Raw genomic sequence first — 23274 nt, 5'->3', positions numbered from 1 at the left:
CCCCGATCCTCCTCTTTGGGGATACGAACAGTCCCAGAGATGATGGCGTCGGGATGACCTAATCGCGCTCGGCGCGCGCCTCCAGGATCGCGTCCGACTCGATGACTGGAATGGCCGTCGTGATGACCTCCAGACCGCTGAGTCGCGCGGGCGACAGCAGCCGCGTCACCTCCTCGCGGCTCATCAGTTTCGCCTCGACGACGAGGTCGGCGACGTTGCGTCCGGTGAGCAGCGCCGACTTGGCGAGCGCCGCAGCGGCGGCGTAGCCGATGTGCGGCGTGAGCGCGGTGATCACGCCGACCGACGAACCCACCATCGCACCGAGGCGCTCCTCGTTGGCCGTGATCCCGTCGACGCAGTTGATGCGCAGCGTGCGGAAGGCCTGCGCCATCCATGTGATGCTCTGCAGCAGCGAGTGCGCGATGACCGGCTCGAAGGCGTTGAGCTGGAGCTGGCCGCCCTCCGCCGCCATGGTGACCGTGACATCGGCGCCGACGACCGAGAACGCCACCTGGTTCACGACCTCCGGGATGACCGGGTTGACCTTGCCGGGCATGATGCTGGAGCCCGCCTGACGGGGCGGCAGGTTGATCTCGCCGAGGCCCGCCTGAGGCCCGGAGGAGAGCAGCCGCAGGTCGTTGCAGATCTTGGACAGCTTGATCGCGCTGCGCTTCAGCGCGCCCGAGAAGGACATGAAGGCGCCGGCGTCGCTGGTCGATTCGATCAGGTCGGGTGCCGTCTCCAGATTCAGGTGGGTGATGGCGTTCAGCTGCCGCACCGCCGCCGAGGCGTACCCGGGGTCGGCGGTGATTCCGGTGCCGATCGCGGTCGCGCCCAGGTTGATCTCCGCGAGCAGCCACTTGGTCTCCGTGAGCCGGGCGTGGTCCTCGGTAAGGGTGGTCGCGAAGCCGTGGAACTCCTGGCCCAGGGTCATGGGGACCGCATCCTGCAGCTGGGTCCGTCCGACCTTGAGGATGTTGCGGAACTCGTCCGCCTTGTGCGCGAACGAGTCGCGGAGCAGCGCCAGCTCGTCGAGCAGATGCGCGAGGGCGAACGTGAGGCCGATCTTGATGGCCGTCGGGTAGGTGTCGTTGGTGCTCTGGCTGCGGTTGACGTCGTCGATCGGGCTGAGGAACCGGTACTCGCCCTTCTGGTGGCCGTCGAGCTCGAGCGCGATGTTCGCGATGACCTCGTTGGCGTTCATGTTGGTCGAAGTGCCAGCACCGCCCTGCATGACGCCGACGACGAACTGGTCGTGGTAGCGGCCATCGATGATCAGCTGGCAGGCCTGGTCGATGAGCTCGGCCTTGTGCGGCTCCAGCACGCCGATCTCGAGGTTCGCGCGGGCCGCGGCCTGCTTGACGCTGGCGAGGGCGACGATGAGGTCCGGATAGACGGAGATGGGCCGCTTGGCGATCGGGAAGTTCTCCAGCGCACGCGACGTGTGGATGCCCCAGTAGGCGTCGGCCGGGATCTCGCGGCTGCCCAGCGAGTCGGTCTCCGTGCGGGTGGGCCGCCCGTCGGAACTCGGGGTCGGGACGTCGGAGACGTTCTCGGATGCGTCCGTCACCTCGGTCGCTTCCGGAGTGAGGACGGGGATGGGGGCTGTCTTCGAATCGTCCATGGTCGCTGTCGGGTTCACAATTGGCTCCGTTGCCTCTCGTTGTGCGTTGGCAAGTGTTCTGCGCCGGACGTTCGTGGCCTCCGGCACACTGCCGAGCCTACCCCTGGGTCCGGAAGGCCCGGTGGACAGCCTGTACCCCCTTCGTCGACGCCTTCGACACGGTGTCGATCAGCCGAGCTTGCGCAGCAGGCCGCGCGCGAAGCGGTCCTTCGCCTCGGTGTACGGCGGGTAGATCAGCTGCAGCGTGTCCGGGCTCAGCGACTTGCTGAGCACCGCCTTCTCATGGCTGAAGGTCCGCACCGACCGCTCGCCGTGATACGCGCCCGAACCGCTCTGCCCCACCCCGCCGAACGGCAGTCCCGCGACCGCGAGGTGCGCCGCCGGGACGCCGAAGCCGACTGCCCCCGAACTCGTCTCTGTGAGGATGCGCCGCCGCACGGTGGCGCTCGACGTGAACACGTAGAGGGCGAGCGGTTTGTCGCCCGCGCGGATGAAGCGGATGGCGTCGTCGAGCCCGTCGACGGGCAGGATCGGGAGGATCGGCCCGAAGATCTCCTCCGCCATCACTGGGGCGTCGGGAGCGACGTCGGTGAGGACGGTCGGAGCGAGGTAGCGGCCGGCGGCCTCGTGTTGACCGCCGACCGTCGCGGTGCCCGAGGTCAGCATCCCGGTCAGGCGGGCGAACTGCCGGTCGTTGACGATGCGCCCGTAGTCCGGGCTCTGCGCCGGGTCGTCGCCGTACAGCTCCCGCACCGCGCCGCCGAGGGCATCCGCCAGCTGCGGCACGATGGACCGGTCGGCGAGGATGTAGTCGGGGGCGACGCAGGTCTGCCCCGCGTTCATGAACTTGCCCCAGGCGATGCGGCGCGCGGCGGCGGCGATGTCGACCGTGCCGTCGACGTAGACCGGCGACTTGCCCCCGAGTTCCAGGGTGACGGGAGTGAGGTGCTCGACGGCCGCTGCGGCGACGATCCGGCCCACCCGGCCGTTGCCGGTGTAGAAGATGTGGTCGAAGCGCTGCGCCAGCAGGTCGGTGGTCTCCTCCACGCCGCCCTCCACGACGGCGACGGCCCGTGCATCCAGGTACTGAGGGATGAGGCGGGCCATCGCGGCCGACGTGGCCGGCGCCAGCTCGCTGGGCTTCAGCACGACGGCGTTCCCGGCGGCGAGGGCGCCGACGAGCGGGGCGAGGAGGAGCTGCACGGGGTAGTTCCAGGGCGCGATGACGAGCACCACGCCGACCGGCTCCAGGATGGTGGACGCGCGCGCAGGCATGAGGGCCCCGGGCACCGCCACCCGGCGCGGCCGGAGCCAGCGGCGCAGACGCTTCAGGATGTGGTCGATCTCGCCCACCACGAAACCGAGCTCGGCGATCTGCGACTCCGTCGGACTCTTCGCCAGGTCGGCGAGCAGGGCGTCCTCGAACTCGGCGGCGCGCTCGGTGAGCATCCGCCGCAGCGCCCGCAGCTGTGCCAACCGCCAGGCGAGCGGCTTGGTGGTGCCACGGTCGAAGGCGGAGCGGAGGGCGTCGACCGTGGATGCATGCGTCATGCGCTCATCCTACGAACCCGCGCAGGCGTCAGCGGGCGGGACGGTACGCGAGATCGAAGATCGCGTGCCCGAGGCGCTCGCCCCGGCGCTCGAACTTGGTCACCGGGCGGTCCTCGGGGCGCGGGACGAAGTGGGCGTCTCCCGCCAGGTTGACGAGCCCCGGCTGCGCGTCGAGCACCTCGATCATGTGCTCGGCGTACGGCTCCCAGTCGGTGGCCAGCCGAAGCACGCCGTCGTCGGCCAGTGCCGCGACGAGCAGCGGGGCGACGGACGGCTGGATGAGACGCCGCCGGTGGTGCCGCGCCTTCGGCCACGGGTCGGGGAAGAAGATGAGGACCTCGTCCACGGAGCGCGGCGCAAGGCCCCGCTCGAACACCTCCACGGCGTCGTGCCGGACGATCCGGATGTTGGTGAGCCCCCGGTCCCGCATCGCCCCGAGCACGCGGCCGATCCCGGCGCCGTGCACCTCGATCCCGAGGAAGTCGCGCTCAGGATGCCGCTCGGCGAGGGTGAGCAGGTTCTCGCCGTTGCCGAAGCCGATCTCGACGATGCGCGGTGCGGTGCGGCCGAACGCCGCGTCGAGGTCGAGCGGCGAGCCGTCGAAGTCGAGTCCGAAGGTCGGCCACAGTTCGTCGATCGCCCGGGTCTGGGCTTCGGTCTTGCGGCCGCGGACGACGAAGCTGCGCGGCCGGACAAGGGGGGATGGTTCCATCCCCCCATTGTCCCAGCCTCGGGGTGAGTGCCCGATCAGAGGAAGGCGAACGGCAGCGCCGCGCGGTGGAGCTATGAGCAGCGCGGAGCGGTGCTGCGACCCCAGCGCCGAGGGAGCCTGCGACCGAGGTCACGGACAATGGAGTCTCGGTTACAGGAACGCGAACGGCAGCGCCGCGAACCCGATCCCGATGCCCACAAGGGCGAGGACGGCGAAGAACGCCGCACCGGCGAGCATGACGGCGTTGAGAACGATGCCCCAGACGGCGAGGTTCTTGCCCTCCGGCTCCCGCTTCAGCGCCATGATGCCGACGACGAGGCCGGCGATCGGCGCGACGAGGGTCCACCCGAAGACGATGGAGGCGACGCCGAGCGCGAGGCTGGTGGTACTGAGGGTGCGGATGGGGGTGACGGACGGGTACGGAGTGCTGGTGGTGGTCATGGATCCAGTCAAGCGATTCGCGCCAGCGCCCGGTATCCGGATAACCCCCGAGTGAACCCTGAGGTCAGCCCCTCGCCCGGGTCAGGAGCGAGACTCAGACCTGCCCGAGCAGCCCCTCGATCGGGCCGCGCGCGAAGTAGACCAGGAAGCCGGCGGCGACGATCCACAGCAGCGGGCTGATCTCCCGCCCCTTGCCCGCGAGCGACCGGATCAGGACCCAGCTGATGAACCCGACCCCGATGCCGTTCGCGATGGAGTAGGTCAGCGGCATGACGATGATCGTCAGGAAGACGGGCAGCACGACGGAGAACTCAGTGAAGTCGATGTGCTTGATCTGCACGACCATGAGCGCACCGACGACGACGAGGGCCGCAGCCGCCACCTCGAGCGGGACCACCTGGGTGAGCGGCGTGAAGAACATCGCCAGCAGGAAGAGCGCACCGGTGACAACGCTGGCGAAGCCCGTCTTGGCGCCCTCGCCGATGCCCGACGCGGACTCCACGAACACCGTGTTCGAGGAGGCCGAGACACCACCGCCGACGATCGCGCCGACCCCTTCGACGATCAGCGAGGACTGGAGGCGCGGGAACGTGCCGTCCTCGTTCGCGAGCCCCGCGCTGCGGGCGAGGCCCGTCATCGACCCCATGGCGTCGAAGAAATTGGTGAAGACGAGGGTGAAGATGAGCATGGTGGCGGCGAGTGCGCCGATCCGGCCGAAGGCTCCGAAGAGATCGACCTGGCCGACCAGGCTGAGGTCCGGCAGCGAGACGAGCGAGGTGGGGAGCTGCGGCACGGTGAGGTTCCAGCCGGCGGCGTTCTTGCCCATCGACGGCCCGACGTGCCAGATCGCCTCGGCGATGATCGCGACGACGGTGGCGGCGACGATGCCGATGAGCAGCGCGCCCTTCACCTTGCGCGCCATGAGCACGCCCATGATGACCAGCGCGATCAGGAAGGTGATGGTCGGCAGCGTCGCGATGGACCCGGCCTCACCCAGCTGGACGGGCGGCGACGAGAGGTTGGTCGTACGGACGAACCCGCTGTCGACGAACCCGATGAACGCGATGAACAGGCCGATGCCGACCGTGATCGCGGTCTTGAGCTGCGCAGGGACGGCGTTGAAGATGAGCTTCCGGAGGCCGGTCGCCGACAGCAGCACGATGATGATGCCGTTGATGACGACGAGGCCCATGGCCTCCTGCCAGGTCAGGATCTTGACGACGTTGACGGCGAGGAAGGAGTTGATGCCGAGTCCGGCCGCGAACGCGAACGGCAGCCGTGCGACGAGGCCGAACAGCACGGTCATCACGCCGGCGCTGAGCGCCGTGACGGCGGCGACCTGCGTGGTCCCGAGCGTGTGGCCGACCACATCCTTCGTACCGCCCAGGATGAGCGGGTTCAGGATGACGATGTACGCCATCGTGACGAAGGTCAGGACGCCGCCGCGCACCTCGGTGCCCCAGGTCGTTCCGCGGGCGCTGATCTCGAAAAAGCGGTCGAAGCGCCCTTTGGATGTGGTGGGCGCGCTGGTCGGAGCGGAAATGGTGGACTCCCGTAGGATCGTTGGCTGGTGGCCCGGCGAAGACTCAGGTTCGTCGGAGAATGCGCGAATGCGCAGCACCAAGCCTATTCCGACTCGAGACCTGTTGAGGACACGCATGGCACTGCCCTGGACGCTGCACGGCGACGGCAAGAAGGTGGGTGCGCACGAGATCGTGCTGCCCGGCGAACGGCTCACCTGGCCGCGCACGATCGGGCTCGGCGCCCAGCACGTGGTGGCGATGTTCGGCGCGACGTTCCTTGTGCCGTTGCTGACCGGCTTCCCGCCTGCGACGACGCTGCTGTTCTCGGGTGTCGGGACGATCCTGTTCCTCGTCATCACCCGCAACCGCCTCCCCAGCTATCTCGGCTCCTCGTTCGCGTTCATCGTGCCGATCGTCGCGGCGACGAAGGCGAACGGGATGCCGTCCGCGCTCTTCGGGATCGTCGTCACCGGCCTGCTGCTGGCCATCGTCGGCCTCATCGTCATCGGCACCGGCACACGGTGGATCGACGCGCTGATGCCTCCTGTCGTCGCCGGTGCGATCGTCGCGCTGATCGGGTTCAACCTCGCCCCGGCCGCCGGCGCGAACTTCGCCAAGGCGCCCATCACGGCCCTCGTCACGCTCGCCGCCGTCATCCTGTGCACGGTATTCTTCCGCGGGATGCTGGGCCGGCTGTCCATCTTCCTGGGGGTCGCGGTCGGCTACGTCTTCGCCGTGATCGTCGGCCAGGTCGACTTCAGCGGGGTCGCCAAGGCGGCCTGGATCGGGCTCCCCCAGTTCACGCTGCCCGCGAACCCGTTCACCTCCCCGGCCGCCACGTGGGGCATCCTGCCCGCGTTCCTCCCGGTCGTACTCGTGCTGATCGCCGAGAACGTCGGGCACATCCGCGGTGTCGCGCAGCTCACCGACCCGTCCGTGAACCGGCTGACCGGCCGCGCGCTCTTCGCCGACGGCGTCGCGACCACCATCGCCGGCTTCTTCGGCGGATCGGGGACGACAACCTACGGCGAGAACATCGGCGTGATGGCCGCGACCCGCGTCTACTCCACCGCCGCCTATTGGGTGGCGGGCATCGTCGCCGTTCTGCTGGGCCTATCACCGAAGGTCGGTGCGGTGATCAACACCATCCCTGCGGGCGTGCTGGGCGGCGTCACGACCGCGCTGTACGGCCTCATCGGGATCATCGGCGTGAAGATCTGGCTGGACAACAAGGTCGACTTCACCAAGCCTAAGAACCAGTTCACGGCCGCGGTCGCACTGATCATCGGCATCGGCGACTTCACGCTGAACCTCGGCCAGCTGACCTTCAACGGGATCGCACTGGGCGCCATCGCGGCGATCGTCGTCTACCACGTGATGAACGCGATCTCCCGCGCCCGGGGCACCGACTGATCCGCGTCGCCGCAGCGCCGCCTACTGGTGGAAGTACGGGATGATCAGGTACAGCCCGTAGAGCACCGCGATGGCGCAGGCGGTGAAGCACGCGTAGGCGCCGGTCAGGGCGAGGCGCTTCTGGGCCGGTGTGAGCGGATTCTTGCGCTGGGCCTTCTCGGCCTTCCGCTGCAGTTTGGCCGCTTTCTCGGGTGTCAGCACGGTGATCGCGTCGGTGAACTCGACGGGCTCCACGAAGAGGGCCCGGCCGGCCGCCGCGAGGAGGCGCGTGCCGAGCGAGTAGAACGCCACGACGACGCAGGAGCCCACGAGGGATGCGGCGAAGACGAGGACGAAGGCAGCCCAGTCGATCATGCGGACTCCTTACGCGAGCGCGGCCGCTTCAGCGGCTTGACCTTCTGGATCTTGACGGCCTTGCCGGAGGCGGCGACCTCGCTCTTGCCCTGCAGCGGAACGGGCTTGACGGCGTTCTCACTGGTGACCCGGTTCCGTCGGGCCCGCCAGAAGATGTAGGTGACGACCGCAGCACCCACGATCGTGTCGATCAGGACGCCGATCGGACCGATGTCCGCCAGGAGCGCGGCGAGGCCGCCGACGATCGCTGCGGACGGGAGGGTGAGCAGCCAGCCGATCGCGATGCGTCCGGCCGTGCCCCAGCGCACGGACGACCCGCGGCGACCGAGCCCGGATCCGATGACCGAGCCCGACGCGACCTGCGTGGTCGAGAGCGCGAACCCGATGTGGCTGGACGCCAGGATCGTGGCGGCGGTACTCGTCTCTGCGGCGAAGCCTTGCGCGGGTTTCACCTCGGTGAGGCCGCGGCCGAGGGTGCGGATGATGCGCCATCCACCCGAGTACGTGCCGATGGCGATCGCGAGGGCACACGCGATGACGACCCAGGTCTCCGGTCCGGAGCCGGTCGGCTGGATGCCCGCCGAGATCAACGTCAGCGTGATGACGCCCATGGTCTTCTGCGCGTCGTTGGTGCCGTGCGCGAGAGCCACGAGCGACGAGGAGAAGATCTGGCCGTAGCGGAACCCGCCGCGGCCGTCCGGCCGCCCGTCGTACCGGCGGGTGATCCAGTACGCGAGCTTGGTCGCGCTCCACGCCACGACACCGGCCGTGAACGGCGCGATGACGGCAGGGAGGATGACCTTGTCGAGCACCACGACGAAGTCGACCGATTGGATGCCTGCCCCGACGATGGCTGCGCCGATCAGGCCGCCGAACAGTGCGTGACTGGACGACGACGGCAGGCCGAACAGCCAGGTGACCATGTTCCAGACGATGGCGCCGACGAGGCCGGCGAAGATGAGCGTCGGCGTGATCTGCACGCCGCCGTCGCCCTCCTTGATGATGCCGCCGGAGATGGTCTTCGCCACCTCGGTGGAGAGGAACGCGCCGATCAGGTTCAGGATGGCGGCGAGCGCGACCGCAACTTTCGGCCGCATGGCACCGGTCGCGATGGGGGTGGCCATCGCGTTGGCCGTGTCGTGGAAGCCGTTCGTGAAGTCGAAGAAGAGCGCCAGCGCGATGACCAGCACGACGATGAGGGTGAGGTCCACCGTTCTCTTTCTCGTGTCGGATGCCGTTCCCCGAGGGAATTACTCAGACGTAATCATTCATCCGGGGTTCGTGCAAGGGACCTAGCGCTGTTAGGACGCCGTGACGATACTCACATGGCGCCTCAGTCAGGTCAAACCGATCGGCACACCCACCGCGGGGCTAGAACCGGCCGACTCCCGTGACCCGGATCACCGCGACCCCCTCGCGTGCCGAATCCTCCAGGAGAACCTCCGCGGAGATCCCCCAGTCGTGGTCGCCCTCCGGGTCGGCGATGATCTGGCGCACCCGCCAGATGCCCTCAGCGCCCTCCGGCTTCTCGTCCACGATGATCATGGAGGCAGCCCGGGCCGACGCGTCCGTGAGGATCTCGTCGTGCTCCTCGTAGTACGCCTCCAGGGCCGCATCCCACTGGGCTGCGGTGAACGAGGGAGCGACGCCGCCGGCGAGCGCCGCGGCCTCCGCCTCCAGCATGCCCAGGTCGTCCACCCGGTCGAGCGCCGCCAGCTGGACTCGGCGGAACAGCTCGTTGCGTACGAGCACGAAGAACGCGCGGCGGTTGGTCGTGACGTTCCGCGGCGCGGGCGGGGCCAGCTCGCTCGACTCGGCGGCGTGCCGGGCGGCGTCGGGATGGACGAGCTCCTCCCACTCGTCGAGCAGGCTGGAGTCCACTTGCCGCACGAGCTCGCCCAGCCATTCGATGATGTCGCGCAGGTCCTCCGTGCGGAGTTCGAGCGGGACGGTCTGATTGAGCGCCCGGTAGGCGTCGGAGAGGTACCGCAGGACGACACCCTCCGATCGCGCGAGCTTGTAGAACGCGATGAACTCGCCGAAGGTCATGGCGCGCTCGTACAGGTCGCGCACCACCGACTTGGGGCTCAGCGCGAAGTCGGCCACCCACGGCTGACTGGAGGCGTAGGTGGCGAACGCCTCGTGGAGGAGCACGTCGTGGGGTTTGGGATGCGTGACCTCCTCGAGCGCCTCCATCCGCTCCTCGTACTCGATCCCCTCCGCCTTCATGGCGGCGACGGCCTCGCCGCGCGCCTGGAACTGCTGCTGGGAGAGCACCGGCCGCGGGTCGTCGAGGGTCGCCTCGACCACCGACACGATGTCGAGCGCATAGCCGGGAGAATCGATGTCGAACAGCTCGAAGGCGGCGAGCGCGAACGGCGACAGCGGCTGGTTGAGGGCGAAGTTGGGCTGCAGGTCGACGGTGAGCCGCACCTCCACCTCGCCGCCGGTGCGGACCGCTTCGACCACGCCAGCGGTGAGGAGCGAGCGGTACAGCTCGATAGCGCGGCGGGCGAGCGCGAGCTGCCGCTTCCACGGCTCGTGGTTGTCGAACACGAGAGCGCGGACGTGCCCGTAGACGTCTCCCCCACGTCCGATGACGTTGATGAGCATGGCGCTGGTGATCTGCATCGAGGAAGTCAGCGTCTCCGGCTCCGCCTCGATGAGGCGGCGGAACGACGGCTCGCCCCACGAGACGAACCCTTCCGGCGCCTTCTTGCGGACGATCTTGCGCCGCTTCTTCGGGTCGTCGCCCGCCTTCTCGATCGCCTTGAGGTTCTCCGACTCATGCTCGGGCGCCTGCGCGACGACCGTTCCCGCGGTGTCGTAGCCCGCGCGGCCCGCGCGCCCGGCGATCTGGTGGAACTCGCGCGCGTTGAGCTGCCGCATCCTGGTGCCGTCGAACTTCGTCAGCGCCGTCAGCAGCACCGTGCGGATCGGGACGTTGATACCGACGCCGAGCGTGTCCGTCCCGCAGATGACGCGCAGCATCCCGCGCTGGGCGAGCTGCTCCACAAGCCGCCGGTATTTGGGCAGCATTCCGGCATGGTGGACGCCGATGCCCTGACGCAGCAGCCGGGAGAGCGTCTTGCCGAAGGCGGTGGTGAAGCGGAAGTCGCCGATCAGCTCGGCGATCGCATCCCGCTGCTCTCGGCTCGCGATCTTGGCGCTGGAGAGCGACTGGGCTCGCTCCAGCGCGGCGAGCTGCGAGAAGTGGACGACGTAGATCGGCGCCTGGCCGGTGTGCAGCAGGTCTTCGATGGTCTCGTGCACCGGCGTCAGCTCGTAGTAGTAGTGCAGCGGAACCGGGCGCTCGACCCCGGTGACCGACGCGGTGGCGCGCCCGGTGCGACGCTCGAGGTCGTCGGCGAGCGCGCTCACGTCGCCGAGAGTCGCCGACATGAGCACGAACTGCGTGTGCGGCATCGTCAGGAGCGGCACCTGCCAGGCCCAGCCGCGATCCGGGTCGGCGTAGAAGTGGAACTCGTCCATGACCACCTGCCCGACCGGCGTCTCCTCGCCGTGCCGGAGCGCCAGGTTCGCGAGGATCTCCGCCGTGGCGCACACGATCGGCGCGTCGGCGTTGACCGCCGAGTCGCCGGTCGTCATGCCGACGTTCTCGGCGCCGAAGATGTCGACGAGAGCGAAGAACTTCTCGGAGACGAGCGCCTTGATCGGGGCGGTGTAGTAGCTGCGTTCACCGCGCGCCAGGGCGGCGAAGTGCGCCGCCACGGCGACGAGCGACTTGCCGGTGCCTGTGGGTGTGCTCAGGATCACGTTGGCGCCGCCGACGATCTCGATGACCGACTCGTCCTGCGCAGGGTAGAGCCGGATGCCGCCCGCCTCCACCCACGCCACGAAGGTGTCGTAGACCGCGTCCTCTGAGACGGAGCCGGGGCCGGACCACCCGGGGATGTCCTCGAGGCGGAGCCGTCGGGGGCTGGGCGGGGCGGTGTCGTCGGACATGATGTCCCCAGCCTCCCACGTCGCCGTGGCCGCTTGTGGCCGGCGCACAGCCGCCGGCCGTAGCTTTGCGGTATGTCCGACTTCTGGCGGCCCGCTGGGGCCGGCGTCGCGAGCGTCGTCGCGGGCGTGGGCGCCGCCGAACTGGTGAGCGCCTTCGTGGTGCAGAACGGCAGCCCCGTGCTGACCGTCGGAGCGCTGCTGATCGATCTGGCGCCGCCGTGGCTGAAAGAGGCCGTCATCGGGCTCTTCGGGACCGGCGACAAGGCGTTCCTCATCGTCTCCCTCGCGGTCGTAGTGCTGGTCGGCGCGGCCGTCGCGGGCTGGCTGGAGCGTCTGCGGCCGCCGCTCGGCCGCATCCTGATCGGTCTCGGCGGCGCGCTGGGCGTGCTCGCCGCGCTCACCCGGTCGGGCAACAGCATCGTGGATGCGGTGCCCTCGGCCCTGGCCGCTGTGATCGCCATCCTGCTTCTCGGCTGGCTGATCAGGATGCTGCGCGAGACCGAGCCGACCCGCGTCGCGCCTCGCGGCCAGGTCAGCCGCCGCCGCTTCGTGACCTCGACGGCGGCGACGGCGGGGGCCGGCGCGCTCGCCCTCGTCATCGGGCAGGTCGTCGCCGGGGGCTTCCGGGCGGCCTCCGCAGCGCGTGCCGCGATCCGCCTGCCGAAGCCTGCAACGACGGCTCCGCCGATCCCCGCTGGTGCGTCGTTCGACATCCCCGGCCTCTCGCCGATCGTCACCCCGAACGCCGATTTCTATCGCATCGACACCGCGCTGCAGATCCCGGGCATCGAGCCGCACGACTGGAAGCTGCGCATCACCGGGATGGTCGAGAACGAGCTCGAGCTGACCTTTGCCGAACTGCTCGCCCTGCCGTTGGAGGAATCCACCACGACGCTCACCTGCGTCTCGAATGAGGTCGGCGGCGACCTGATCGGCAATGCGACCTGGCTCGGCTACCCCATCCGGCACCTGCTCGCCCGCGCGAAGCCGTCATCGGATGCCGACATGGTGTTCTCGACCAGTCAGGACGGCTGGACGGCGAGCACACCGATCGAGGCGCTGACGGACGACCGAAACGCGATCCTCGCCGTCGGGATGAACGGGCAGCCGCTGCCCATCGAGCACGGCTACCCGGTGCGGATGGTCGTCCCCGGGCTGTACGGGTACGTCTCCGCGACCAAGTGGGTGGTGTCGCTCGAGGTCACCCGTTTCGACCAGCACACCGCGTACTGGACCGACCGCGGCTGGTCCGAGCGCGGGCCGATCAAACTGTCGTCGCGTATCGACGTGCCGGCAGACGGCCGACAGGTGAAGGCCGGAACGGTCGCCGTCGCCGGGGTCGCCTGGTCGCAGCACACGGGCGTGAGCGCCGTGCACGTGCGCGTCGACGACGGCCCCTGGCGGGAGGCGACGCTCGCCGATGCGATCTCCGTGGACACGTGGAGGCAGTGGCGGTTCGCGTGGGAGGCGACCGCTGGGAGTCACACCCTGCGCGTCCGGGCGACCGACGCGAACGGGAAGGTGCAGACCTCCACGCTGCGGGATGTGGTGCCGGACGGCGCGACCGGGCTGCACACCATTCAGGTTCCGGTCGTGTGACGAACGCGGCATGTGACGCGCCCGCCGGTGTGATTGGCTGAGGGCATGGCCTTTCCGCCGCTGGTCGAACCCGCTCCCGAGCTCTCCCCCGAGCGCACGGCGCGCTACGCGCGCACCACGCAGCTGCCGGGATTCGGGCCGCTCGCGCAACGCCGACTGCAAGCCGCCCGGGTGCTCGTGGTGGGCGCGGGCGGCCTCGGGTCGGCGGTGCTCCCCTTGCTCGCGTCGGCCGGTTTCGGCACGATCGGGATCGTGGACGACGACCGGGTCGAGCTGAGCAACCTGCCGAGGCAGGCCATCCACACGCCGTCCGACGTGGGCCGGCCCAAGGTGGAGTCGGCCGCCGACGCCGTGCGTGCCCTCGACGAGGAGGCCGACCTCCGGCTGTTCGCCGAGCGGCTGACGGCTGAGAACGCCCAGCGCATCCTCTCCGGGTTCGATCTGGTGCTGGACGGCAGCGACAACTTCCCGACCCGGTACCTGGTGGATGACGCGGCGACGCTGGGCGGCATCCCCGTCGTGTGGGGTGCCGTGCACCAGACCGGCGGCCAGCTGGGCCTCAGCTGGGCGTCGCGCGGACCCACCTACCGCGACCTCTTCCCCGTGCCGCCCGCCCCGGGGAGCGTCGCCAGTTGCGCCGAGGCGGGCGCCCTCCCGTCGGTGTGCGGCGTGATCGGCGCGCTGATGGTGAGCGAGGCCATCGCGCTCGTCACCGGGACGGGCGAGCCGCACCTCGGCCGGGTGACCATCCACGACGGCCTGCGCGGGACCTTCCGCGAGCTCGCGTACGAGCGCGACCCCGAGGCAAAGCCGGTCACGGAGCTGATCGACTACGACCTGTTCTGCGGCGTCACCGACACCATGTCGCCCGCCGAGCTGCACGCGCGCCTCGCGGCCGGCGAGCCCTACACGCTGCTCGACGTGCGCGAACCGTGGGAGGCCGACATCGTCGAGCTGCCCGGGTCGCTGCTCGTACCGCTGGGCGTCGTGCAGAGCGATCCGGCAGGAGTCGCGGAGCGCCTGCCCGCCGACCCCCTGGTCATCGTCTGCCACCACGGCATCCGCGCCGAGACGGCCCGTCAGCTTTTGGCCGACGCCGGGATGCCGGGCGTTGTTCTCGCGGGCGGCCTCGACGCCTGGGCGCGCGACGTCGACCCGGCCATGCCCCGGTACTGACCGCGCCGCATCCATCGCGGGATACTGAACCCATGACACGGGACCCGTCCGGGCAGGCGCGCAGCGTCGAAGACCACGCCGGCATCATCGCGCGGATGCTGGAACCGCTCTCCGAGCAGCCGCCGGAGGAGACCGTGCGGCTCGAAGCCGCGCTCGGCCGGGTGACGGCCGAGGAGGTGCGGTCGGAGGTGGACCTGCCGCTCTTCCGCAACTCGCAGATGGACGGCTATGCCGTCCGTGCCGCCGACATACGCTCGGCGCCCGTCGCGCTCGAAGTGTCGGGCGACATCCCGGCCGGGCACACGAGCCCTGTGACGCTCATCGCCGGAACGGCCCTGAGGATCATGACCGGCGCCCCTGTGCCGACCGGCGCCGACACGATCGTCCCGGTCGAGGACACCGAGCTGGTGCTCGGACGCGACGACGACCTGGAGGGCGCCATCGTCGAGATCCGCCGTTCCCGCGCGGCCGGCGAGTACGTACGGGAGCGTGGAAGCGACGTGCGTCGCGGCGAGGTCCTCGTGCCGGCGGGAACGCGGCTGGCCCCGCGGCACCTCGCCGCACTCGCCGCCGCGGGCGTCGAGACGGTGCGGGCGCGGGCCCGGCTGCGCGTCGGCATCCTGACGACCGGGTCGGAGCTCATCTCGTCCGGTGCCCCCGGCTTCGGGCAGGTGTACGACGCCAACAGCGTCGCCCTCGCGGCTCTGGTGCAGGAGTCCGGGGCGACGGTGTCGGTGCGCGCGAGCAGCGACGACGACCCGGCGACGTTCGAGCGCATCCTCGATGAGGCCCTCGCGCAGAGCGACCTCGTCATCACCTCGGGCGGGATCTCGAAGGGCGCGTACGAGGTGGTCCGCGAGGTCCTGCACCCCCGAGGTGCTGACGTGACCACGGTCGCGATGCAACCCGGCGGCCCGCAGGCGACGGCCGTGGTGGGCGGGGTTCCGGTGTTCGCGTTCCCGGGCAACCCGGTGAGCACGCAGGTGTCGTTCGTGGTGTTCCTGCGCGATCCCCTGCGCGCCGCGGCCGGGTTGCCGCCGATCGCTCCGGTCGAGGCCGCGCTGACCACGGACCTGCGATCGGTGCCCGGCAGGCGGCAATTCCTGCGGGGGCTCCTCGACGGTTCGGGCGGCGTGACGCCCGTCGCCGGCCACTCGTCGCACCTGGTCGCCGGCATGGCCCGTGCCGACGTGCTCATCGACGTGCCGGCCGAGGCGGAGGCCGTCGAAGCGGGAGCGACCGTGACAGTCTGGACGCTATGACGCAGCTCACCCACCTCGACGCCGACGGCCGCGCGCGCATGGTCGACGTCGGAGGAAAGCCGGAGACCGACCGCGAAGCACTCGCACGTGGGCGATTCGTGACCACACCCGAGGTCGTGCGGCTGGTCGCGGCCGACGACCTCCCGAAGGCCGACGTGCTCGCCACGGCGCGGATCGCGGGCATCGGCGGGGCGAAGCGGACGAGTGAGCTCATCCCGCTCTGCCATCCGCTGCCGCTGAACAGCGTCCGCGTCGACTTCGAGTTGGATGCGGAGGCCGGCACCATCGAGATCGAGGTCGTCGCGCGCACCCACGGGCGCACCGGCGTCGAGATGGAGGCGCTGACGGCGGTCGCCGTAGCGGGACTCACCCTGCACGACATGGTGAAGGCGGTCGATCCGGCCGCGAGCCTGACCGACGTGCGGCTCGTCGCGAAGAGTGGCGGGAAGCGCGGCGAGTGGCGGCGGGACGGCGAGGATACTGCTGCCGTGGATGACGCTGCCGCGCAGGGCCCAACGGCTTCCGCGCCTCCTGCCATCGTGCTCGTCGCCTCCACTCGTGCCGCGACCGGCGTCTACGAGGACACGACGGGTCCGGTGATCGCCGAGTGGCTGGCGGAGCGCCGGCTCCCCGCCGAGGTGTACGTCGTCGCGGACGCCGACGTGGATGCGGCCCTCCGCGAGGCCGTCGCCGCCCGCCCCCGGGTGCTCATCACCACGGGGGGCACCGGCGTTTCGCCCACCGACCGCACGCCGGAGGCGACGGCGGCCCTCCTCGACCGGCAGCTGCCCGGCGTCGCGGAAGCGCTGCGCGCCCGCGGTGCCGAGGCGACCCCGCTCGCGGCCCTCAGCCGCGGGCTGGTCGGCATCGCCGGCTCCACCCTGGTCGTCAACCTGCCCGGCTCGCGCGGCGGCGTCCTCGACGGACTCGCCGTGCTGGACGACCTTCTGCCGCACCTGCTCGACCAGCTGCGCGGAGGGGACCACTCGTGAACGACGTGCTGGCGACCATCAGCGTCGACCCGTTGGACCCCTCGACGGTGGATGAGTTCGTCTGGCGTGCCGAGGCGGGGGCGGTCGTCTCGTTCCAGGGCATCGTCCGCGACCACGACGGAGGCAAGGGCGTGGTGTCGCTCGACTACCGGGCGCATCCCGACGCCGAAGAGTTCTTGCGGGCCTGCTGCGAGGAGGTCGCCCGCTCGACCGGTCTGCGGGTGGCCGCCCAGCACCGCGTCGGATCGCTGACCATCGGCGACCTGGCCCTGATCGCGGCGGTCGCCGCGCCGCATCGGGCGGAGGCCTTCGCCGCGTGCGCGGAGCTGGTCGAGATCATCAAGGCGCGTGTCCCGATCTGGAAGCGGCAGCACTTCACCGACGGTGCGTCGGAGTGGGTGGGGCTCTAACCGCGCTTCCGGTTCCGCAGCTGCGGAACTAGCATGGCTTTTGTGCCGCACATACGGATCAAGGACGCCGCGCTCTATCTCGGCGTCAGCGACGACACGCTCCGCCGATGGATCGACGGCGGCGTGCTGTCCAGCTCGCGCGACGAAGCGGGCCGCACCGTCGTCGACGGGCTGGAGCTCGCACAGCTCGCCAAGCAGAACGCGGTGCTCCCCGGAGACCCGTCGGGCGTCGCCGCGTCGGCCCGCAACCGCTTCGTTGGACTCGTGACGGACATCGTGATGGACAAGGTGATGGCGCAGGTCGAGCTGCAGTGCGGCCCGCACCGGGTCGTCTCGCTGATCAGCAGCGAGGCGGTCCGCGAGCTGGGTCTCGAGCTCGGCTCCGTCGCGGTGGCGGTGATCAAGGCGACGAATGTCATCGTCGAAGCCCCTACGGCGTCCCCTTCGACGGTGAAGCGATGAGCCGCAGGATGGTGCGCGCCACCGCTCTCCTGGGGGCGGTGACCGTCGCCCTCGGTCTTGCCCTCACCGGGTGCGCCACCACACCCGCCTCAGGCGCGAAGACGCCCACCCCGACCGACGACGTGACCGGCACCGTCACAGTGTTCGCCGCAGCATCCCTGACGAAGACCTTCACCGAACTCGGTGAGGAGTTCGAGAAGGCGCATCCCGGTACCAAGGTCACCTTCTCGTTCGCCGGGTCGTCCGACCTCGTCTCGCAGCTCACTGCCGGCGCTCCGGCCGACGTGTTCGCGTCCGCCGATGAGGCCAACATGACCAAGGCCGTCGACGGCGGTGCGATCGAGGGCTCGCCCACCGACTTCGCCACCAACGTCCTGGCGATCGCGGTGCCGCCCGGCAACCCCGCCCACGTGAAGAGCTTCGCCGAGCTGGCATCCCCCTCGGTCAGGACCGTCGTCTGCGCCCCGCAGGTACCATGCGGAGCCGCGACGGCGAAGGTTGAGAAGTCCGCCGGCGTGACCCTCGCTCCGGTCAGCGAGGAGTCGTCGGTCACCGACGTGCTCGGCAAGGTCACCTCGGGCGAGGCGGATGCGGGAATCGTCTACGCCACCGATGCGAAGGGCGCCGGATCGAGCGTGCAGTCGGTCCCCTTCCCTGAGGCGGCGAAGACCATCAACGTCTACCCGATCGCGACCGTCGCGCACGCGCCGAACCCGGCCGGAGCGCGAGCGTTCGTCGCCTTCGTCGCAGGTCCCACCGGGCGGAAGGCGCTGGCGGCCGCCGGCTTCGGCGCACCGTGAGGCGAGGATGAGTCCGCGTTCGGCCATCCCCGGGTGGATCGTCGCGATCGCCGCGGCCGGCGCGCTCTTCGTCTTGCTGCCCCTGCTCGCGATGGCGGCACGGGTCGACTGGGCGGACTTCATCCCGCTGATCACGTCGCCTTCCTCGGTGGATGCGCTCCTCCTCAGCCTGCGCACATCGCTCTTGGCCGCGGTCGGCTGCCTGGTGCTCGGCGTCCCGATGGCGATCGTGCTGGCGCGGGTGCCGTTTCCCGGACAACGGCTGCTGCGTGCGGTGGTGCTGCTGCCCCTCGTGCTCCCGCCGGTGGTCGGCGGGCTGGCCCTGCTCGCGCTGTACGGGCGGCGTGGCCTGCTCGGTGGCGCTCTGAACGTCGCCTTCTCGACCCCGGCGGTCGTGATCGCGCAGACGTTCGTCGCGCTGCCGTTCCTGGTCTTGAGCCTCGAGGGGGCGCTCCGCTCGGCCGGAGACCGGTACGAGGCGGTCGCGGCGACACTCGGCGCGCGCCCGTCCGCCGTCCTGTTCCGGGTGACGCTGCCGCTGGTGCTGCCTGCGGTCGTGTCGGGGTCCATCCTGTCGTTCGCGCGGGCCCTGGGCGAGTTCGGGGCGACCCTCACGTTCGCGGGCAGCCTGCAGGGCGTGACCCGAACCCTGCCGCTGGAGATCTACCTGCAGCGGGAGACCGATCCCTATGCCGCGGTGGCTCTGTCGCTCGTGCTGGTCGCCGTCGCGATCGCCGTGGTCGCTGTCGCTCACGGGGCGGGCGAGGGGATGCGACCGTGGCGTCGCGGCGGCACCCGGATCAGCGCGGAGGCCGCACGGCAGCCCGGACGGAGCGCCGCGTGAGCCTGCACCTGACCGCCGCCGCGACGGCGCGCGACGTGGAGGTCGAGCTCTCGGTCGCGGACGGCGAGACCGTGGCGTTGCTCGGCCCGAACGGTGCGGGCAAGTCCACGGTGCTCGGCATGCTCGCCGGGCTCCTGCGCCCGGATCGCGGCCGGGCGACGCTCGGCGGCGAGACCCTGTTCGACCTGCCGCGATCGTGGCGAGCCCCGCACCGACGCGGTGTTGCACTCCTCGCCCAGGACTCCCTCCTGTTCCCGCACCTCAGCGTGCGCCACAACGTGGCCTTCGGCCCCCGGTCGTCCGGAGTGTCACGCGCCGAGGCGGCCGACCGGGCCAACGAGTGGATGCGGCGCACAGGCACGAGCGCGTTTGCCGACCGCCGCCCGGCGGAGTTGTCGGGCGGTCAGGCGCAACGCGTCGCCATCGCGCGGGCGCTCGCCGCCGAGCCGCGCCTCCTGCTGCTCGACGAGCCGTTGTCTGCGCTCGACGTGTCCGTCGCCGGGGAGGTCCGCGCGACGCTCGCCGAGGTGCTGCCCGGGCGGACGACGGTCCTCGTCACCCACGATGCGCTGGATGCGTACCTCCTCGCCGACCGGGTGGCCGTGATGCACGACGGACGAGTGGTGGAGGCGGGTCCGACGCGCCAGGTGCTGGAGCGGCCGCGGCACGCGTTCACGGCCGAGCTCTCGGGGCTGACGCTGCTCAGCGGAGTGCGGACGGCCGACGGGCTGCTGACGGCCGACGGCATCCACCTCGCCGGGGAGGCTGTCTCGGGGCCGGCTGTCGGTTCGGCGACGCTGGCTGCGGTCCGGCCCTCGGCGGTGCGTATCGTGGCGGGCGGTGCCGCGGGCGGTGCTGCGGTCGGCGGCGGCGGGGCGGGCGGCAGCATCCCCGCCACGGTCACCGCACTGGAACCGCAGGCCGACCTGGTGCGCGTGCGCACCGATCGCCTGGACGCGCTCGTCCCGCCCGCCTTGGTCGCCGATCTACGCCTGCGCGTTGGCGACCGCGTCGCGCTCCGCGTCCCCCCGGACGCCGTCACCGTCTACCCGTCCTGAATACAGGACCGGCGCGTCAGCCGCCGGCGAACGGCGGGAGCACATCCACGGTGCCGGTCAGCTCGCGCGACGGATCCCGTGACACCACGCCGCCGACCAGGAACGACCCCGACCGCACGACCCGCTCCATCGCCTCGCCGTAGCGCGCGACCAGCTCGGCCTGTAAGCCCCCGACGGTCGCCGACGCCAGCTCGACGCGCTCCTCGGGCCGGCCCGCGGCCTCCTCCGCCGCAGCGAAGTACCGCACGAGCACCTCAGCCACCGATCGCCCCCATGCTGCGCACGGGCGGGGCGAAGCCGGCCGCATCCATGCCGTGCCCGGACTGCTTGCCCCACATGGCTCCGCGCCACCACCGGGCGATCTCGGCGTCGTCCGCGCCCCCGCGCAACAGCCCGCGGAGGTCGGTCTCGTCGTCGCCGAACAGGCAGGAGCGAACGGTTCCCTCCGCCGTGATGCGCGTACGGTCGCAGGCCGAGCAGAACGACCGGGTGACCGACGCGATGATGCCGACGGTCGCGGGGAGCCCATCCACGCTCCAGCCCTCGACGCGCCACTCCTCCGCAGGAGCGTGCGGGTCGTCACGGCCCACCTCGACGAGGGTGAACCGCTGCCCGAGGACCGCCAGCAGTTCCTCGGCGGACACCATGTTCTCGCGCATCCAGTTGTGGTCGGCGTCGAGCGGCATCTGCTCGATGAATCGCAGGCGGCACCCGTTCTCCAGTGCCCACGCCAAGAGCGCCGGTGCGTCGTCGAGCGTGTCGCGCATCATCACCGCATTCAACTTCAGCGGGGTCATACCCGCTGCGTGCGCGGCGTGGATTCCGGCGAGCACGGCAGGCAGCCGGTCGCGGCGGGTCAACCGGGCGAAGTGCTCGCGGTCGACGGTGTCGAGCGAGACGTTGACGCGGGTGAGGCCGGCTTCCACCAGCGAGTGGATTCGGTGGTCGAGCCCGATGCCGTTGGTCGTGATCGAGAGGTCGACTCCGGGCGCGACCGCGGCCGACCGTCCGATGATCTCCGCGAGGTCGGCCCGCATCAGCGGCTCGCCTCCGGTGAACCGCACCTCGCGCACGCCCAGGTCGCGCACTCCGATCCCGACCAGGCGCGCGATCTCGGCCGCGGTCAGCAGGTCGTCGCGCGGGATCGCGGGGAGGCCCTCCGCGGGCATGCAGTAGGTGCAGCGCAGCGAGCATTTCTCGGTCACCGACACCCGCAGATCGCGGGCGACGCGCCCGAACCGGTCGATCAGTCCGGGGTGCTCCGGCCGGCCTTCCAGGCTCGGCGCCTCGGCCGGACGCGCCGGTGCCCGGAAGGGGAGCCCCAGGTTGACGGCGGTCATGCTCCTCACCCTAGACCGGCCGCGCCGCCAGACCGAGTTCCGTCGTAGACCGGAGGACGTCCGCGGCCATATGCTGCCCCCATGGGAATCATCTCCTCCGGCTTCTCCGGCCGTCGCAGGACCGAGGATCCGCGCCTCCCACCCGGTCAGTATCTGACCGAGGGGTTCCCGGTGCTCTCGGCAGGCCCGACTCCGCGGATCGCCAAAGACGACTGGGCCTTCACGATCACCACCGAGAAGGGCGACGTGCACCGCTGGAGCTGGGACGAGTTCCTCGCGCTCCCGCAGGAGGACGTCGGCACCGACATCCACTGCGTGACCAGCTGGTCGAAGCTGGGCACCTCGTGGCGCGGCGTGGCGCTCGACACCCTGTTCGCGGATGTCGACACGAGCTTCGAATACACGATGGCGCACAGCTACGGCGGCTACACCACCAACGTGCCGCTCGCTGACCTGCTGGGCGGGAAGGCGTGGGTCGCCCACACCTTCGACGGCAAAGACCTGGAGCCGGAGCACGGCGGCCCCGCCCGCCTGCTGGTTCCGCACCTGTACTTCTGGAAGAGCGCGAAGTGGGTCAACGGGCTGCAGATGCTGCCGCAGGACCAGCCGGGCTTCTGGGAGCAGAACGGCTACAACATGTACGGAGACCCCTGGAAGGAACAGCGCTACTGGTGAGCAGCGTATGGCGAGTGGCCGACGTGGTGGACACGCGAATGGAGACCCCGACGGCCCGCACCATCCGGTTGCGCATCCCGGGCCTGCACGGCCACCTGGCGGGGCAGCACGTCGACATCCGGCTCACAGCGCCCGACGGATATCAGGCGGTGCGGTCGTACTCGATCGCGTCCGGCGGCGGTCGTGGCGCCCTGGAGCCGCACGAGCTGCCCGATGACGAGCTGGAGCTGACGGTGGAGGAGCTCGTCGACGGCGAGGTCTCCCCCTACCTGGTGCACGGCCTGAACAACGGCGATCAGCTGGAAGTGCGCGGCCCGGTCGGCGGCTGGTTCGTCTGGCGCGACGGCGACAGCACTCCCGTGCAGCTGATCGCGGGCGGCTCCGGCGTCGTCCCGCTCATGTCGATGGCGCGGGCGCACGCGGCGGCGGGCAGCATGGCCCCGTTCCGGATGCTCTACTCGCTGCGCACACCCGCCTCCGGCTACTACCCGGACGAGCTGGCGACGCTCGCCGGCGACACGACGGCACCCCTGCAGGTCGACTACGTCTACACGCGGCAGGCGCCCGACGGGGCGGCATCCGCGCCCGGCCGCCTGACCGCCGAAGGCCTGATGGAGCGCGTGCTCCCGGCTTCCGACTCCCCCACCTTCTACATCTGCGGTTCGACGCCGTTCGTCGAGGCCGTCTCCGGCTGGCTGGTCGATGCCGGCCACGAGCCGGCGCGGATCCGCACCGAGCGCTACGGCGGCATCGGAGGCACCCCATGACGGACCAGGACCAGGACTACCTCGACGGCAACGCGGCCGCCGGGATGCTGTCGGAAGTCTTCGCGGCCGACGTCACGACCGCGGTCGGCTGCTGCGCGAACTGCGGCGACCGGTCGGTCGTCGCACGCGGCCGGGTGTACGTGGACCAGCACGGGCTCGTCGTCCGCTGCTCCGTCTGCGGCGACGTGCTGGCCGTCGCCGCCGAGCGCGGCGGCCGCCTCTGCCTCGACCTGCGCGGCCTCGCCTGGCTGGAGTTCGCGGTCGAGTAGGCGTCCCGATCGTCGGAGGCCGCGGGACGGACGCCA

23 protein-coding genes are annotated in these 23274 nt (G+C 70.7%); 13 read left to right on the top strand and 10 right to left on the bottom strand.

Features of this window, described 5'->3' with window-relative positions; genetic code table 11:
- Positions 1-58: 58 nt before the first annotated feature.
- From AB7E03_RS00975 to AB7E03_RS00955, 5 genes are all read right to left on the bottom strand, one after another.
- On the bottom strand, positions 59-1624 hold the full coding sequence (locus tag AB7E03_RS00975; RefSeq protein ID WP_489938461.1) for an aspartate ammonia-lyase: 1566 nt from the start codon (positions 1622-1624) through the stop codon (positions 59-61).
- A 168-nt stretch (positions 1625-1792) separates the two neighbouring features.
- Positions 1793-3175 carry an aldehyde dehydrogenase family protein gene (locus AB7E03_RS00970; protein ID WP_489938459.1) on the bottom strand — a complete coding sequence of 461 codons (1383 nt, stop codon included), beginning with the start codon at positions 3173-3175 and terminating at the stop codon, positions 1793-1795.
- Between the two features lie 28 nt (positions 3176-3203).
- Positions 3204-3887: a tRNA (guanosine(46)-N7)-methyltransferase TrmB gene (gene trmB, locus AB7E03_RS00965; RefSeq protein WP_489938457.1), complete on the bottom strand. Its 684-nt coding sequence runs from the start codon at positions 3885-3887 to the stop codon at positions 3204-3206.
- Positions 3888-4037: 150 nt separating this feature from the next.
- Entirely contained in the window at positions 4038-4328 is a 291-nt protein-coding gene (locus AB7E03_RS00960) for a DUF4190 domain-containing protein (RefSeq protein WP_489938455.1), read from the bottom strand.
- A gap of 94 nt (positions 4329-4422) precedes the next feature.
- Positions 4423-5778 (bottom strand): NCS2 family permease, encoded by a 1356-nt coding sequence (locus tag AB7E03_RS00955; RefSeq protein ID WP_489938453.1) that lies wholly within the window; start codon positions 5776-5778, stop codon positions 4423-4425.
- Positions 5779-5986: 208 nt separating this feature from the next.
- On the opposite strand from AB7E03_RS00955, the gene AB7E03_RS00950 reads away from it, so the two are divergent.
- Positions 5987-7264, top strand: a complete 1278-nt coding sequence (locus AB7E03_RS00950) for a uracil-xanthine permease family protein (protein WP_489938451.1) — start codon at positions 5987-5989, stop codon at positions 7262-7264.
- A gap of 21 nt (positions 7265-7285) precedes the next feature.
- Here AB7E03_RS00950 and AB7E03_RS00945 read toward each other — a convergent pair whose 3' ends face one another.
- The 3 genes from AB7E03_RS00945 to AB7E03_RS00935 all read right to left on the bottom strand — a co-directional run bounded on the left by AB7E03_RS00945 (position 7286) and on the right by AB7E03_RS00935 (position 11584).
- Positions 7286-7618 (bottom strand): peptidase, encoded by a 333-nt coding sequence (locus AB7E03_RS00945; RefSeq protein ID WP_489938449.1) that lies wholly within the window; start codon positions 7616-7618, stop codon positions 7286-7288.
- The gene (locus AB7E03_RS00940) at positions 7615-8829 is read right to left on the bottom strand and encodes an inorganic phosphate transporter (RefSeq protein ID WP_441782766.1); all 1215 of its coding nucleotides are present in this window, start codon (positions 8827-8829) and stop codon (positions 7615-7617) included. The genes AB7E03_RS00945 and AB7E03_RS00940 overlap by 4 nt, the downstream gene beginning before the upstream one ends.
- Before the next feature lie 160 nt (positions 8830-8989).
- On the bottom strand, positions 8990-11584 hold the full coding sequence (locus AB7E03_RS00935; RefSeq protein WP_489938447.1) for a DEAD/DEAH box helicase: 2595 nt from the start codon (positions 11582-11584) through the stop codon (positions 8990-8992).
- A gap of 72 nt (positions 11585-11656) precedes the next feature.
- Between AB7E03_RS00935 and AB7E03_RS00930 the strand changes: the two genes are divergently transcribed.
- From AB7E03_RS00930 to AB7E03_RS00890, 9 genes are read left to right on the top strand one after another with little or no spacing between them, the layout of a single operon-like run.
- Positions 11657-13183 carry a molybdopterin-dependent oxidoreductase gene (locus AB7E03_RS00930; protein WP_489938445.1) on the top strand — a complete coding sequence of 509 codons (1527 nt, stop codon included), beginning with the start codon at positions 11657-11659 and terminating at the stop codon, positions 13181-13183.
- A gap of 45 nt (positions 13184-13228) precedes the next feature.
- Entirely contained in the window at positions 13229-14359 is a 1131-nt protein-coding gene (locus AB7E03_RS00925; RefSeq protein ID WP_489938443.1) for a ThiF family adenylyltransferase, read from the top strand.
- A gap of 32 nt (positions 14360-14391) precedes the next feature.
- On the top strand, positions 14392-15621 hold the full coding sequence (locus AB7E03_RS00920) for a molybdopterin molybdotransferase MoeA (protein ID WP_489938441.1): 1230 nt from the start codon (positions 14392-14394) through the stop codon (positions 15619-15621).
- The gene (gene moaCB / locus AB7E03_RS00915; protein WP_489938439.1) at positions 15618-16613 is read left to right on the top strand and encodes a bifunctional molybdenum cofactor biosynthesis protein MoaC/MoaB; all 996 of its coding nucleotides are present in this window, start codon (positions 15618-15620) and stop codon (positions 16611-16613) included. The genes AB7E03_RS00920 and moaCB overlap by 4 nt, the downstream gene beginning before the upstream one ends.
- Complete coding sequence (locus AB7E03_RS00910) at positions 16610-17023, top strand: molybdenum cofactor biosynthesis protein MoaE (protein ID WP_489938437.1); 414 nt, start codon at positions 16610-16612, stop codon at positions 17021-17023. The genes moaCB and AB7E03_RS00910 overlap by 4 nt, the downstream gene beginning before the upstream one ends.
- A gap of 42 nt (positions 17024-17065) precedes the next feature.
- A complete protein-coding gene (locus AB7E03_RS00905) occupies positions 17066-17485 on the top strand; it encodes a TOBE domain-containing protein (RefSeq protein ID WP_441782773.1) in 420 nt (139 codons plus the stop codon).
- The gene (gene modA / locus AB7E03_RS00900; protein WP_489938434.1) at positions 17482-18285 is read left to right on the top strand and encodes a molybdate ABC transporter substrate-binding protein; all 804 of its coding nucleotides are present in this window, start codon (positions 17482-17484) and stop codon (positions 18283-18285) included. Before AB7E03_RS00905 ends, modA begins: the two co-directional genes overlap by 4 nt.
- Positions 18286-18292: 7 nt before the next feature.
- The gene (locus AB7E03_RS00895) at positions 18293-19129 is read left to right on the top strand and encodes an ABC transporter permease (protein WP_489938432.1); all 837 of its coding nucleotides are present in this window, start codon (positions 18293-18295) and stop codon (positions 19127-19129) included.
- Positions 19126-20187: a sulfate/molybdate ABC transporter ATP-binding protein gene (locus tag AB7E03_RS00890; RefSeq protein ID WP_489938430.1), complete on the top strand. Its 1062-nt coding sequence runs from the start codon at positions 19126-19128 to the stop codon at positions 20185-20187. Before AB7E03_RS00895 ends, AB7E03_RS00890 begins: the two co-directional genes overlap by 4 nt.
- Positions 20188-20203: 16 nt before the next feature.
- On the opposite strand, the gene AB7E03_RS00885 is transcribed toward AB7E03_RS00890, so the two are convergent.
- Together AB7E03_RS00885 and moaA are read right to left on the bottom strand one after the other, a co-directional pair.
- Entirely contained in the window at positions 20204-20449 is a 246-nt protein-coding gene (locus AB7E03_RS00885) for a MoaD/ThiS family protein (RefSeq protein ID WP_441782777.1), read from the bottom strand.
- On the bottom strand, positions 20442-21527 hold the full coding sequence (gene moaA / locus AB7E03_RS00880) for a GTP 3',8-cyclase MoaA (RefSeq protein WP_489938428.1): 1086 nt from the start codon (positions 21525-21527) through the stop codon (positions 20442-20444). Before moaA ends, AB7E03_RS00885 begins: the two co-directional genes overlap by 8 nt.
- A gap of 81 nt (positions 21528-21608) precedes the next feature.
- Between moaA and AB7E03_RS00875 the strand changes: the two genes are divergently transcribed.
- The 3 genes from AB7E03_RS00875 to AB7E03_RS00865 are packed head-to-tail and all read left to right on the top strand — an operon-like array spanning position 21609 to position 23238.
- Positions 21609-22202, top strand: coding sequence for a sulfite oxidase-like oxidoreductase (locus AB7E03_RS00875; RefSeq protein WP_489938426.1), 594 nt, complete (start codon positions 21609-21611; stop codon positions 22200-22202).
- Between the two features lie 14 nt (positions 22203-22216).
- Positions 22217-22969, top strand: coding sequence for a ferredoxin reductase (locus AB7E03_RS00870; RefSeq protein WP_489942838.1), 753 nt, complete (start codon positions 22217-22219; stop codon positions 22967-22969).
- Positions 22966-23238 (top strand): DUF6510 family protein, encoded by a 273-nt coding sequence (locus tag AB7E03_RS00865; RefSeq protein WP_489938424.1) that lies wholly within the window; start codon positions 22966-22968, stop codon positions 23236-23238. Before AB7E03_RS00870 ends, AB7E03_RS00865 begins: the two co-directional genes overlap by 4 nt.
- The last annotated feature ends 36 nt before the right edge of the window (positions 23239-23274 follow it).

Source organism: Leifsonia sp. RCC_180 (assembly GCF_058138205.1).
Note: the sequence above shows the minus strand (reverse complement) of the source record. Positions and strands in the feature narration are given on the sequence as shown.